14 protein-coding genes and 2 tRNA genes are annotated in these 13,177 nt (G+C 64.2%); 5 read left to right on the forward strand and 11 right to left on the reverse strand.

The window, feature by feature from the left end; genetic code table 11:
* Window positions 1-293 precede the first annotated feature (293 nt).
* From AC3EDY_RS13790 to aspS, 5 genes are all read right to left on the reverse strand, one after another.
* Entirely contained in the window at window positions 294-818 is a 525-nt protein-coding gene (locus tag AC3EDY_RS13790; RefSeq protein ID WP_488573080.1) for a 2'-5' RNA ligase family protein, read from the reverse strand.
* Window positions 819-839: 21 nt separating this feature from the next.
* Window positions 840-1,823 carry an endolytic transglycosylase MltG gene (mltG, locus tag AC3EDY_RS13795; protein WP_488573081.1) on the reverse strand — a complete coding sequence of 328 codons (984 nt, stop codon included), beginning with the start codon at window positions 1,821-1,823 and terminating at the stop codon, window positions 840-842.
* A gap of 44 nt (window positions 1,824-1,867) precedes the next feature.
* Window positions 1,868-3,124: a beta-ketoacyl-ACP synthase II gene (gene fabF / locus AC3EDY_RS13800; protein WP_488573082.1), complete on the reverse strand. Its 1,257-nt coding sequence runs from the start codon at window positions 3,122-3,124 to the stop codon at window positions 1,868-1,870.
* 127 nt (window positions 3,125-3,251) lie between these two features.
* Window positions 3,252-3,488 (reverse strand): acyl carrier protein, encoded by a 237-nt coding sequence (locus AC3EDY_RS13805; protein WP_488573083.1) that lies wholly within the window; start codon window positions 3,486-3,488, stop codon window positions 3,252-3,254.
* Between the two features lie 156 nt (window positions 3,489-3,644).
* A complete protein-coding gene (gene aspS / locus AC3EDY_RS13810; RefSeq protein WP_488573084.1) occupies window positions 3,645-5,426 on the reverse strand; it encodes an aspartate--tRNA ligase in 1,782 nt (593 codons plus the stop codon).
* Window positions 5,427-5,607: 181 nt separating this feature from the next.
* Here aspS and rnd point away from each other — a divergent pair, with 181 nt between their 5' ends.
* Window positions 5,608-6,834: a ribonuclease D gene (rnd, locus tag AC3EDY_RS13815; RefSeq protein ID WP_488573085.1), complete on the forward strand. Its 1,227-nt coding sequence runs from the start codon at window positions 5,608-5,610 to the stop codon at window positions 6,832-6,834.
* Entirely contained in the window at window positions 6,831-7,727 is an 897-nt protein-coding gene (locus AC3EDY_RS13820; RefSeq protein WP_488573086.1) for a hydrogen peroxide-inducible genes activator, read from the forward strand. Before rnd ends, AC3EDY_RS13820 begins: the two co-directional genes overlap by 4 nt.
* 33 nt (window positions 7,728-7,760) lie before the next feature.
* Here the strand turns inward: AC3EDY_RS13820 and pgsA are convergent, their stop codons facing one another.
* The gene (gene pgsA / locus AC3EDY_RS13825) at window positions 7,761-8,354 is read right to left on the reverse strand and encodes a CDP-diacylglycerol--glycerol-3-phosphate 3-phosphatidyltransferase (RefSeq protein ID WP_488573087.1); all 594 of its coding nucleotides are present in this window, start codon (window positions 8,352-8,354) and stop codon (window positions 7,761-7,763) included.
* A gap of 192 nt (window positions 8,355-8,546) precedes the next feature.
* On the opposite strand from pgsA, the gene AC3EDY_RS13830 reads away from it, so the two are divergent.
* A complete protein-coding gene (locus tag AC3EDY_RS13830; RefSeq protein WP_488573088.1) occupies window positions 8,547-9,965 on the forward strand; it encodes an MFS transporter in 1,419 nt (472 codons plus the stop codon).
* Here AC3EDY_RS13830 and AC3EDY_RS13835 read toward each other — a convergent pair.
* The 3 genes from AC3EDY_RS13835 to AC3EDY_RS13845 form a co-directional block, all read right to left on the reverse strand.
* A complete protein-coding gene (locus AC3EDY_RS13835; RefSeq protein WP_488573089.1) occupies window positions 9,958-10,206 on the reverse strand; it encodes a hypothetical protein in 249 nt (82 codons plus the stop codon). The genes AC3EDY_RS13830 and AC3EDY_RS13835 overlap by 8 nt on opposite strands.
* 153 nt (window positions 10,207-10,359) lie before the next feature.
* A complete protein-coding gene (locus AC3EDY_RS13840; RefSeq protein WP_488573090.1) occupies window positions 10,360-10,542 on the reverse strand; it encodes a CsbD family protein in 183 nt (60 codons plus the stop codon).
* A 120-nt stretch (window positions 10,543-10,662) separates the two neighbouring features.
* Complete coding sequence (locus AC3EDY_RS13845; RefSeq protein ID WP_488573091.1) at window positions 10,663-11,097, reverse strand: EVE domain-containing protein; 435 nt, start codon at window positions 11,095-11,097, stop codon at window positions 10,663-10,665.
* Between the two features lie 63 nt (window positions 11,098-11,160).
* On the opposite strand from AC3EDY_RS13845, the gene AC3EDY_RS13850 reads away from it, so the two are divergent.
* Together AC3EDY_RS13850 and AC3EDY_RS13855 are read left to right on the forward strand one after the other, a co-directional pair.
* Window positions 11,161-12,096, forward strand: coding sequence for an isopenicillin N synthase family dioxygenase (locus AC3EDY_RS13850; RefSeq protein WP_488573092.1), 936 nt, complete (start codon window positions 11,161-11,163; stop codon window positions 12,094-12,096).
* Between the two features lie 85 nt (window positions 12,097-12,181).
* On the forward strand, window positions 12,182-12,748 hold the full coding sequence (locus AC3EDY_RS13855; protein WP_488573093.1) for a carboxymuconolactone decarboxylase family protein: 567 nt from the start codon (window positions 12,182-12,184) through the stop codon (window positions 12,746-12,748).
* 72 nt (window positions 12,749-12,820) lie between these two features.
* Here the strand turns inward: AC3EDY_RS13855 and AC3EDY_RS13860 are convergent.
* Both AC3EDY_RS13860 and AC3EDY_RS13865 read right to left on the reverse strand, forming a co-directional pair.
* Window positions 12,821-12,896, reverse strand: a tRNA-Ala gene (locus tag AC3EDY_RS13860).
* 61 nt (window positions 12,897-12,957) lie between these two features.
* Window positions 12,958-13,033: transfer RNA gene (locus AC3EDY_RS13865), tRNA-Ala, on the reverse strand.
* Between the last annotated feature and the right edge of the window lie 144 nt (window positions 13,034-13,177).

Raw genomic sequence — 13,177 nt, forward strand, 5'->3', positions numbered from 1 at the left:
GCAAATCCTCGGATATCGGTCTCACCATGCCTGCTGGCCTCCTATCCAGCAAACAGGATGAATCAGATTTTCAGCGCCAAGGGAATCGCAAACGACTCTATCAGGTCGGATTATGCTCTAGTCGCTCTTGTCGGCCAGGCATTTTTCACGATTCCTCTCCTGTCACTCGTCGCGAGCGCTTCACTGGCGCCACTGCTGCCGGCACCTGCCGGGGCGGGAAAGAAGGCTCAACATCGCGTTCGCCGCGGTGCCGACCGGATGATCCTCCCCGGCGCGGGGAAAGCCTTGTGCGGTTACCGCCCGCGAAACGTCCATTGCCCCAGCAGATGCCAGTTCCCGCCGCCCTGGGGCAGGCGTTGCAGGGCATGCAGGTCAAGGCCGGCGAACGCGAACGACACGGCTTCAAAGCGGCCTGCCAGCGCAACCTGCAGCGCGCGGGCTTCGGCACGGGGCACCTTGTTCTGGATCGTGACGTGAAAGCGCGGCCGGCCCTGGTCGGCCTGGCCCAGCAATCCGCGCAGCGTGGCAGACAGATCGGCGTGCACGGCTTCGAGCGCCGGGCTCCGTACCGCTATGGCCGTGCCGCTGCCCAGGTCGATCACGCCGGCGAGCCCGGCCATGGGCGGCGGCGTCGCGGCGCATAGCCGGGCAAGCAGGCGCCGTACTTCGGCTTCCGCAGAGGGAGGCAGCGCGTGGAACAGCGTGACGTGCGCCGGCACGTGGTTGCGCTCAGGCGGATAGTGGGCGCGGCGCAGGCCATCCATCTCGCCGAAAAGCGCGGCGGGCAACCGGGCTGCCAGAACCAGAGGCCCGCTCACCCGGCGTGCGCCGCCGCGGGATTACAGTTCACCACGCGCACGGCGAATGGCAAACCACTTGGCAACATTGGCATTATGCTGTGCCAGCGTATCCGCGAAGACATGCCCCCCGGTGCCATCGGCCACCATGAACAGCGCTTCCGTTCTGGCCGGGTGCAGCACGGCCTCGATCGAGGCGCGCCCGGGGTTGGTGATCGGGCCCTTGGGCAAACCGGTCATGGCATATGTGTTGTAATCGTTGACCGCCTGGATTTCCGACTGGCGGATGCGGCGGCCCAGCGGCTTGCCCCGGGTTATCGGATAGATGATCGTGGGATCGGCCTGAAGCAGCATGCCCTGGCGCAGGCGGTTGGAATAGAGGCCGGCCACCATGCGGCGTTCGCTGGGCTTGCCGGTTTCCTTTTCCACGATCGACGCCAGGATCAGCGCTTCCTGCGGCGTCTTGGCCACGGTATCGGGGCTGCGCTTGGCCCACAAGGCGGCCAGGGTCCTGGCCATGGCCCCCTGCATGCGCGCCAGCACGGCTTTGCGCGGTTCGCCCCGGCGGAATTCATAGCTGTCGGGCAGGACGGTGCCTTCTTCCGGCACGGCGACCGTGCCGGTCAGCAGTGGCTGCGCCATCAGCCTTTCCTGCACCATGATCGCCGGCATGCCTTCCGGTATGGCGACCAGCCGACGCAGCGTGCCCTCCTCACCCTGCAGGATCCTGAGGATAGCCGATCCGCTGGCCCGCGCCGGCAAGCTGAATTCCCCGGCCTTGATCGGCGCCGCATCGCCCAGCAGGCGTGCCCGCGCCCGGAAAGTGGCGGCAGACGCGACGGCCCCTTCGGCTTCCAGTTTGGTTGCGATGGTATAGACGCTGGCCCCATCGGGCACGATGAAAGCGGTATCCTTGTCAAGCGGCCCCGGGCCGTACCAGCCCCACAGGAAATGGACGCCCCAGCCCATCGCCAGAAGCAGCACCCCCAGGATTGCCAACCGAACCTTGCCGACGCGGGCGACCATGGGGAAGCGCCTCCTTCGATTGCGACGCCGCCGGATCCTGCGGCTCAAAGCGCCTTGAGAACGAGGCTGGCGTTGGTGCCGCCAAAGCCGAACGAATTGTTGAGCACGGCCCGCACCGGGCGCTTTTTCGCGACATGCGGCACCAGGTCCACCCCTTCGGTCCCTTCATCGGGATTGTCGAGGTTGAGCGTCGGGGGCACGATCTGATCGCGAATGGCCAGAATGCAGAAGATCGCTTCGACCGCGCCCGCGCCACCCAGAAGGTGGCCGATAGCCGACTTGGTGCTGCTCATCGAGGCACCGCCCAGATCGGCGCCCAGCACCCGCTTGACCGCGCCAAGCTCGATCGTGTCGGCCATGGTCGAGGTGCCGTGGGCATTGACGTAATCGATCTCACCGGCTTGAAGCCCCGCCTTGCGCAGGGCCATGCGCATGGCCAGTTCCGCCCCCTTGCCTTCGGGATGCGGCGCGGTGACGTGATAGGCATCGCCAGACAGGCCATAGCCCACCACTTCGGCATAGATCCGGGCGCCGCGCGCCTTGGCGTGCTCGTATTCCTCGAGAACCAGCACGCCCGCGCCTTCGCCCATGACAAAACCGTCGCGGTCCTTGTCATAAGGGCGGCTGGCCTGCTCCGGCCTGTCGTTGAAGCTGCAGTTGAGCGCGCGCGCCTGGGCAAAGCCGGCCACGCCCAGCGGGTTGATCGTGCTTTCCGCGCCACCGGCCAGCATGACGTCGGCATCGCCGTCCTTGATCATCCGTGCGGCATCGCCGATCGAATGGGCGCCGGTGGAACAGGCGGTGACGACCGCGTGGTTGGGGCCCATGAGGCCATACTTGATGGAAACCTGGCCCGAAATCAGATTGATCAGCCGGCCATGCACGAAGTGCGGCGAAACCCGGCCCGGCCCTTTTTCATGCAGAACGATCGATTCGCTTTCGATCCCCGGCAGCCCGCCGATGCCCGAACCGATCGAGCAGCCAGTGCGCTGCTTGAGATCCTCGTCCATCTCGGCAAGGCCCGCATCTTCTAGAGCCTGACCGGCCGCATCGATGCCATAGACGATGAACGGATCGACCTGGCGCTGGATCTTGTGATCGACCCGCCTGGACGCATCGAACCCGTAAGGGTGATCGGCCGGCTTGACCTCGCAGGCGATCTGGCACTTCTGGTTGCTGGCGTCGAACCGGGTGATCGGCCCGGCACCAGACTTGCCGGCGAGCAGATTGGCCCAGGTGGTTTCCACGTCCGCGCCCAGCGGGGTGACGAGGCCAAGGCCGGTTACGACGACACGACGCATTGCATTCTCCGCAAAATCGCAAACGAACAGGCCCAGCCCCGCATGCAAAGGGGCTGAGCCTGCCGAAATCCTCCCCTGCTGCCACTGCCTTCCAACAGGCCGCGGACGTCAGGGGGAAGCGGGGCGATCAGCCCTTGTTTTCGTCGATGTAATTGATCGCGTCCGAGACGGTGGAAATTTTCTCCGCCGCATCGTCCGGGATTTCGACACCGAATTCTTCTTCAAAGGCCATGACCAGCTCGACAATGTCGAGCGAGTCAGCGCCGAGATCGTCGATGAAGCTGGCGTCTTCGGTAACCTTGTCGGCCTCGACGCCGAGGTGCTCGACAACGATCTTCTTAACGCGGTCGGCGGTATCGCTCATTATATGCCCCTTCGCAGGAAACAGGTTGGCAGGAAACTTGATAGGTCGTCGCAGCTCAGCCATCGCCCTAATAGGCTGTTGAACCGCTGGCAAGAGGCGCCCGCATCCCAGCCTTTCAGCCGTGGGGCACAAGCGCCGGTCGGAACGCGCCGCCGATCAGCCCTTGAGCTGCTCGACGACACGAATGTTGAGTTCGCGCAACTGCTTGGGTTCGGCCGGCGAAGGCGCGCCCATCAGCAGGTCTTCGGCCCGCTGGTTCATCGGGAACAGGGTGATTTCGCGCAGGTTCTGCGCCCCGCACAGCAGCATGACGATGCGATCGACGCCGGCCGCCATCCCGCCGTGGGGCGGCGCGCCATACCGGAACGCGCGATAGAGCCCGCCGAAACGCTCTTCCACGTCGGCCTTGGTCAGGCCGACGATTTCGAACGCCTTGACCATCGTTTCGGGCGACTGGTTGCGGATCGAGCCCGAGGCGATTTCATAGCCGTTGCACACCAGGTCGTACTGGAAGGCTTTGATCGTCAGCGGGTCCCGGCCTGCCAGCGCGTCCATCCCGCCCTGCGGCATGGAGAATGGGTTGTGGCTGAATTCCACTTTCTTGCTGTCTTCGTCCCATTCGTAGAACGGAAAATCGACGATCCAGCACAGCCTGAACGCGTCTTCGTCCACCACACCAAGCTGCGCGCCCACGCGGTTGCGCGCCAGCCCGGCCAGCCTGGCGGCCTGATCAGCCTTGCCGGCGGCAAAGAACAGTCCGTCGTTTTCGCCCAGGCCCAGCTCGGCATAGAGCGCGGCCATGCCTTCAACCCCGTGATTCTTGGCGATCGGCCCGCCGAATTCGCCACCCTTGCGGGTGACATAGCCAAGCCCGGCATGGCCTTCGGCGCGTGCCCAGTCGTTCATTTCGTCGAAGAACTTGCGGCTCTTGTCCGCCGTGTTCGGCGCGGGAATCGCGCGCACCACGCCGCCCGTCCCCACGATCTTTTCGAACAGGCCAAAGCCGGACTGGCCAAAGTGATGCGAGACGTCGCTGATGATCAGCGGGTTGCGCAGGTCCGGCTTGTCCGAGCCATACTTCAGCATCGCTTCGTCATAGGGAATGCGCGGGAACTGTCCGATCGGGGTGACCGGCCGGCCATCGGCAAAGGCTTCGAACACGCCGCCGATCACCGGTTCCATCGTTTCCCAGACTTCTTCCTGGGTGACGAAACTCATTTCCAGGTCGAGCTGGTAGAATTCGCCCGGCAGGCGGTCGGCGCGCGGGTCTTCGTCACGAAAGCACGGGGCGATCTGGAAATAACGGTCGAAGCCCGCGACCATCAGCAGTTGCTTGTACTGCTGCGGCGCCTGGGGCAAGGCATAGAAACGGCCAGCGTGGATACGGCTGGGCACGAGGAAATCGCGCGCACCTTCGGGGCTCGATGCCGTGAGGATCGGGGTGGAATATTCGGTGAAGCCCGCCGCTTCCATCCGGCGGCGCATGTCGGAAATGATCCGGGTGCGCTTGACGATATTGGCGTGCAGCGTTTCGCGCCGCAGATCGAGAAAGCGATAGCGCAGGCGGATATCCTCGGGATAGTCCTGCTCGCCCGCCACCGGCATCGGCAGCTCTTCCGCCGCCGAAAGAACGGTTGCCGTCCTGGCGAACACCTCGATGGCGCCGGTCGCAAGATTGGGATTGATCGTCGCCGCGTTGCGGGCTTTCACCACGCCCTCGATCGTCACCACGCTTTCCACGCGTACCGCTTCCAGCAGGGGCAATGCCGCGCTGTCGCTGTCGGCGACGATCTGGGTGATCCCGTAGTGATCGCGCAGATCGACGAACAGCACGCCGCCGTGGTCGCGCTTGCGATGCACCCAGCCCGAAAGGCGCACGTCTGCGCCGACATGCTCGCGCGAAAGGGCGCCGCAGGTGTGGGAACGATAAGGATGCATCGAAACTCTTTCCAATCGGTCTGCAATAAGGCAGGTGAGGCAGGGTCAATGGTCAGGCGCGGCCAAGAGGCGATGGCCGCGCGTTTGTCAAGCCGCCGCTCCCGGACGGGGGCACCACCGGCCCCAGCCGTCCGCGGGCGTCAGCCACGTGCGGGCGGTACGGGCCATACAGAAAAGAACGATGAAGATACACCCGCTGATCACCACCACCGACGCCCTTGCCGAACTATGCGCGCGGCTGGCCAGGTCCCAGTTCGTGACCGTCGATACCGAATTCATGCGCGAGAACACCTACTGGCCTGAATTGTGCCTGGTGCAGATCGCCAATGAAGAGGAGGCCGCGGCGATCGATCCCCTGGCCCCGGGCATCGATCTGGCGCCGTTGCTCGATCTCCTGGTGAACAACGAAGACGTGCTCAAGGTCTTCCATGCCGGCGGACAGGATGTGGAAATCGTCTACAACCTCTCCGGCCGCACGCCGCACCCGATCTTCGATACCCAGATCGCGATGATGGCCCTCTCGCAAAGCGAACAGATCGGCTATTCGAACCTGGTCGAAGCCTGGCTCGGCCTGTCGATCGACAAGGGCGCGCGCTTTACCGACTGGTCGCGCCGGCCGCTGACCGACCGCCAGATCGAATATGCGATTGGCGATGTCACGCATCTTGCCAAGATTTTTCCCCGCATGCTCAAGCGCCTGATCAAGACCGGGCGCGGCGAGTGGCTGGACATCGAGATGGAAAAGCTGGCCGACCCGGAAAACTATCGCAACGATCCGGCCCAGGTCTGGGAAAAAATCCGCCCGCCCAGCCGCAATCCCGCCGTGCTGGGCCGCTTGCGCGCGCTGGCCGCCTGGCGCGAAACCGAGGCGATGGACAAGAACATTCCGCGCGGGCGCATCATGCGCGATGAAACCCTGGCCGACATTGCCAGCCATCCGCCGCGCGAACAGCACGATCTGGCCAAAGTGCGCGGTCTTTCCGCCGGCTGGAAGGACAATGACATCGGCCGCCGCCTAATGCAGACCCTGGCCGATGCCAGGCCGTTGAGCGAGGCCGAAATGCCGCCGCGCGCGCCGCGCGGGGCACCGCTGGGCAAGGAAGGCGCGCTCGTGGCCGACCTCCTCAAGCTGCTGCTCAAGATTCGCAGCCGCGAGATCGACGTGGCATCCCGCCTGCTGGCCCGCAGCGACGATCTGGAAGCGCTCGCCGCCGGGCAGCGCAAGGGCCTTGCGCTTCTGGAAAGCTGGCGTTTCGACCAGTTCGGCCGCGATGCGCTGGAACTGGTGGAGGGACGCCTGGCCTTTGCCGTGGTGAACGGCAAGCTCAAGATGGCGCATATCGACCATATCGGCGGCAGTGGAGGCGGTAGCGCCGATGCCGGTCCGGCCGAACAGGCGGAGCAATGAGCACCTATCTGCCCACGCTCAAGCAACTGCAATACCTGGTGGCGCTGCACGAGCATGGCCATTTCGGCAAGGCGGCCGATTTCTGCTTCGTATCGCAGTCCACCCTTTCGGCCGGCCTGCGCGAGCTTGAATCGCTGCTGGGCGTAACGCTGGTGGAGCGGACACGCCGGGTCGTGCGTTTCACGCCGCTGGGCAATCAGGTGGTGGCCAAGGCCCACCGCCTGCTGCGCGAAGCCGAAGAACTTTCCGAACTGGTGCGATCGCACGGCGTACCCCTGGCCGGCGAACTGCGGATGAGCGTCATCCCGACCATCGCCCCGTTCCTGCTGCCGCGCATCCTGCCCCGGCTGCGCCATGAACGGCCGCATCTCAAGCTGTTTCTGCGCGAAGAGCCCAGTGCCGCAGCCATCGAATCGCTGCACCATGGCCGTGCCGACTGCGTGCTGCTCGCCTTGCCTTTTGCCACCGGCGATGTGGACGTCGCCCCGCTCTTCGACGACCGGCTCTTCGTGGCTTTCCCCAAGGACGATCCGCGCGATCCCCCTGATTCGGTGCCGCCCTCGCTGATCGATCAGAACCGCCTGCTGCTGCTGGAAGACGGGCACTGCCTGAAAGAGCATGCGCTGGCCGCGTGCAACCGGCCCGAACTGCGCGCCAGCGCGACGATGATCGGCACCAGCCTGCACACCCTGGTGCAAATGGTCGACAATGGCCTGGGGCTTACGATGCTGCCGGAAATGGCGCTCAATGCCGGCATCCTGCATGATACCCACATCGTCGCGCGCCCTTTGCAATCGGATCATGCCTATCGCGAAATCGCGCTGATCTGGCGAAAGAACTCGCCGCGCGCCGATGAATTCCGCTTGCTGGCCGGCGAACTGAGCGCCAACTGAGGCTGTCCATGCCGCCCAAAGCCCGGCTGGCGTTCAATCCATGTGCTTGAGGCCGACGCGCAGATAATCCCAGCCGGTGATCAGGGTAAGCATCGCGGCGCCCCACAATGTCGTCAGTCCCACGGTGTGCGGCACGTTGATGACGATGCCCGAAAGCGTGAACGTCCACCATGGCATCGCCCCGCCCAGGATCAGCGCGCCGAGCGCCACCATCTGGAACGTGGTTTTCCATTTGGCCAGCTTGGACACCGGCACCGAAACCTGGATGCCGCCCAGAAATTCGCGCAGGCCCGAAACCGCGATTTCGCGCAGCAGGATCACCAGTCCGGCAATCACGTGCATGTCGCCCACATAGGGGCCGGTCAGCACGCCCTGCGCGGTCAGCACCAGGATGACCGCGGCAACCATGATCTTGTCGGCGATCGGATCGAGGAACACGCCCAGCTTGGACACGGTGCCCTGGGCCCGCGCCAGATAGCCGTCGAAATAGTCCGTCACGCCCATCAGGCAGTACATGGCAAAGCCCAGGCCATAGCCGGTGGGCCAGCCGGGCCACCACAGAAGCGCCACCAGCAACGGTACGGTCACGATGCGCGAAAGCGTCAGGAGGTTGGGCAGCGTCAACATGATCGTTTTGCAATAAGACGCCGGTGGCCAACATGGAAACAGTTTGTGCACCATCTTGTCCCACGGCGCGCCGCCACCCATCTTGCTTAGGCCGCGGCCAAACGCCGCGACTGCAAGCTTGCCTCTTGCTCGTCTCGCACGGGGCGCTAAGGCAGGCGGAACACCGACCTGGGATGCCCGGCACCGCTTCGCATGACCACTTCCACGCATCTGCTTCGCGCCCGCCGCTTTCTGCCGCTGTTCATCACCCAGTTGCTGGGTGCGTTCAACGACAACCTGTTCAAGAACGCGATGGTGCTGTTCGTCGTGTTCAACGTCTACAGTTCGGAACAGGCCGAAGCGCACTTTTCCGGCCTGGCGACGGCGCTGTTCATCATGCCGTTCGTGGCGCTTTCGGCGCTATCGGGTCAGTTGGCCGACATGCGCGACAAGGCCCGGATCATCCGCATCGTCAAGACCTGCGAAATCGCGATCATGGTCGTGGGCGCGGCCGGCCTGCTGCTGGCGTGGAAAGGCATCCATATCGAAGGACTGGCCATTCCGCTGATGCTGCTGGCGCTTTTTGCGATGGGCGTGCATTCCACGTTCTTCGGCCCGATCAAGTATGCGATCCTGCCCCAGCATCTTCATGCCGAAGAAGTGCTGGCGGGCACCGGCCTGGTCGAGGCCGGCACCTATCTCGCCATTCTGGCCGGCACGATCGTGGCCGGCTATATTTCGGCCCCCGCGGCGGCGATCACCGTGATCGTCACCGCCTTGATCGGCTTTGTCGCCGGGCGCCGGGTGCCCGATGCGCCGCCCGAAGTGCCTGCCCAGCCGCTTGCCCTGCCTTTGCTGCGGCCGTTCCTGGCGCGTCCGCGCGGCATCGTCCGGGCGCTCGGGATGGTGCCGGTGGTGATCGCGGATCAGGTCGTTTCGCTCTATCGCCTGGTCCACGCCACCACGCGCCATCCGCGGGTGTTTCTGGCCATTGCCGCGATCAGTTTCTTCTGGGCCGTGGCGGCGATCCTGTTCGTGCAATTTCCGCCGCTGGCCAAGAACGTGCTGGGCTGCAGCAAGGAAGTGGCCAGCCTGTTTCTGGTGGTTTTCTCGGTCGGCATCGCGATCGGCTCGATGTCGATCAACCGCCTGCTCAAGGGCACGGTATCGGCGCGCTATGCACCAGCCTGCGTGGTGGGGACAGGGCTGTTCGTGGCCGCGTTTCATTTCGTCTGTGCCGCCTGGCCGGCGCCGCAGGGGCAGAACCTGCTTGACCTTACCCAGTTCATCACCACGCCGCTGGCCCTGCCGCTCCTGGCCACGCTGCTGGGCACTTCGATCACCGGCGGCATGTTCATCGTGCCGCTCTACGCCTTTCTCACCACGGTCGTCGAAAAATGCGAAGCGGCCCGCACGATCGCCGCCAACAACGTGGTCAATTCGGCGGCGATGCTCTGCGGCTCGCTGCTGGCCATGGTGTTGACCGCGGCCGGCGTGCGGCTGGTCGATCAGTTGCTGGTTACCGGCCTGTTATGCCTGGTTTCGGCTTGGCCGGCCTGGCTGCTTTATCGCGCCGAAATCGCCCATGAGGGCCAACGCGAAGCACACACGTTCGACGAGATGGTCAACTGACGAAGGCGACAATGGCCATGAAGCAGGCGCAATAGGCCATCAGGAAGTCCTTCACGTCCTGCAGCGTGATCCGTTTCCAGTCCACCGGCCGGGAACGCAGTGCGGCGCGCTCAATCGCCGCAATCACTTCCGGTTCGAACACCGGCATGGGCAACAGCACGCGGCGCGGCAAGCTGGCACGGAAGGGATGGCGCGTGGCCGGTTCCGATGGGCATGGGGGAAAGGGCGCTTGATCGGGCATGGTCGCTGCGTGTAACGCGAATTTAACCATGATGGCACCAAGCTGAGAGCAGGAACTTGGGCCACCGTTCCGCACTGGGACAGCCCCAAAGAACAGGCGGGCCACGCCGGAAGCGTGACCCGCCCTTGGCGATCGTATTGGCTGCTGGCGCGATCAGATGTCGTTGCCCAGCGCGCCTTTCACTTTGCCCACGGCCTGCTGACCCTTGCCCTTGGCCCGCTGCGCATCGCCTTCGGCTTCAAGCCGCGCGTTGCCGCTGGTCCGGCCGGCCGCTTCCTTGACATTGCCGACCGCTTCGTTCGCCAGGCCCTTGGCCCGATCCTTGAGCTCACCCATGGTGCATCTCCTTGCAGATAAGGGACGGAAACGGCCGCAAACAAATGGAATAGGGCCGCATCCCATGCAGCAACTACGCGCCATGCAAGCACTTGGTTCCGCGCCGGGCGGATGGGCGTGCTAGGCCGTTCCCCCGGCCATATCCACGATGCGATCCCACTCTTCCCGCCGCACGGCCGATACCGAAAGGCGCGACAGGCGCAGCAAGTCCATTCCGGCAAGGGCAGGCGTCGCTTTGATCGTCTTGAGCGTGACGGGGCTGGCGAGCCTTGCCACCGGCCTTACCTTGACCGCCGCCCATTTGCCTTCCGGATCGGTCGGGTCGGTCAATCCCGGCGCGCTTATGGTTGCAATACCAACTATTTCCTTGCCGATGTTGGAATGATAGAAGAACGCCAGATCGCCTTTCCTCATCGTCCGCAGGTTGCGTGCGGCCATATGGTTGCGCACGCCGTCCCAAGTTCCTTCCTTTTCGCTGACCAGATCGTCCCAGCTGTAAACGTCGGGTTCGGATTTCATCAGCCAAAGCTGCGTATCGGCGTTTATCTCGATCATGGAAACCTTGCGGCAAATGAGAGTAGAGGCGCGCCCATACCGTATTTTCCCATGGGGAGCCAAATGAACCGCGATAGTTTGCCCGTCCTGTCTCTCGCTGCCGATCCGGCAGACCTTTCGCGCGATATCGGCGCCAGTTTCCGGCAGTTCGGTTTCGCCCTGGTCGAGGATCACGGCCTCGATGCCGACCTGGTGGCACGGGCCTGGGCCCTGACGCAGGCCTTCTTTGCCCTGCCGGACGCGCAGAAGCGCGCCTATGCCATTCCAGGCATCGGCGGCGCGCGCGGCTATACGCCGTTTCGCACCGAAATCGCCAAGGGGGCCAAGGTCAGCGATCTCAAGGAATTCTGGCACGTGGGGCGCGATCTGCCGGCCGGGCACCGGCTGGCCGGCACCATGCCCCCCAACGTCTGGCCCGCAGAGCCCGACAACTTTCGCGAGACGTTCACCGCCCTCTACGCCGCGTTCGATGCGGTCGGCGCCCGTATCCTCTCGCGCATCGCGGTGTGGCTGGGGCTTGACGAGCGCTGGTTCGATCCGGCCATCGCGGATGGCAATTCGGTGCTGCGCCTGCTGCACTATCCGCCCGTGCCAGGAGCGCCGGATGGCGCGATCCGTGCCGGGGCACACGAAGATATCAATCTCATTACCCTGCTGCTCGGCGCGGAAGAAGCCGGGCTCGAACTTCTCGCGCGTGACGGGCGCTGGATCGAAGTCTCGCCACCGCCCGGTGCGCTGGTCGTCAACATCGGCGACATGCTTCAGCGCCTGACCAATCATGTGCTGCCCTCTACCACCCACCGCGTGCGCAATCCCGAAGGCGCGCGCGCCGGTTTCAGCCGCTATTCGATGCCGTTTTTCCTGCACCTGCGCAGCGATTTCGCTTTCCAGACTCTGCCGCAATGCGTGACCCCGGAAAATCCCGATCGCTATCCCGTTTCGATCACGGCCGACGATTACCTGCAGGAACGTTTGCGCGAAATCGGCCTGAAAACGTAAGTGCGACACGGTTCTGTAACCGCGTTGTCAAACAGCGGGCGGATTACGCGAGGGGGACCTGTTGCACTGCACAAAGGGAATGCCGATGCGCTTACCGCTGATCCCCCCATCCGATCTTACCGACGAGCAGAAACCGCTTTACGAGGCGATGCGCCAGGGCATTGCCGGTAATTTCAATGCGTTCAAGGCCATCGACGAAACCGGCGCGCTGATGGGACCATGGAATCCCTGGCTGCATTCCCCGCGCATCGGCAAGGCGATCTGGGATCTGACGCTGGCGCTGACGGCAGAAGCCACCGTGCCCGATCGCGTGCGGCAGGTGGTGATCCTGGCTGTCGGCGCGCGGTTCGACGCGGCTTACGAAATCTATGCCCATGTCGCCGTGGCTGAAAAGGAAGGCATGAGCGCCGAGCGCCTGGCGACGCTGACAGCCGATCTCAAGCCGGCCGACCTCGCGCCCGATGAAAGCGTGGCATTCGATCTTGCCTATGCTCTGGTGCGCGGCGGCGTGCTGCCCGAGCCGGTCTATGCCCTGGCGGTCAAGACGTTCGGCCAGGACGGGGCCAACGAGCTGATTTTCCTGGTCGGGCTCTATGCGATGGTCTCGGTCACGCTCAACGGCTTCAATGTGCCGGTGCCCGAACGCGAATAGGCCGCTGGACGCGAAAAGCCTGATGGGACGCGAAAAGCCCGGTGATCTGTGGGGCTATTTCGGGGAGAGGACTGGTGGAGCCGAGGGGGATCGAACCCCTGACCTCTACAATGCCATTGTAGCGCTCTCCCAGCTGAGCTACGGCCCCACGTGTTCCGGCAACGCGGTGAGGATCACATCCTCGATAAAAAACAAAGGCTTATGCAGAATGGTGGAGCCGAGGGGGATCGAACCCCTGACCTCTACAATGCCATTGTAGCGCTCTCCCAGCTGAGCTACGGCCCCAAGATATCTGCCAGGACGCCCTGGGAGGCACCCTGCCCGTGGCGACAGCCGGCGGAAGCCGCGCCTCTAAGGGACGGGCTTGCGACTGACAAGAGCCTTTTTTGGGCTGCCGGGTATTTTTCGCCCGGGCCGGCCGCACCTGTC

The sequence above is a fragment of the Novosphingobium sp. DS6-6 genome (genome assembly GCF_057784975.1).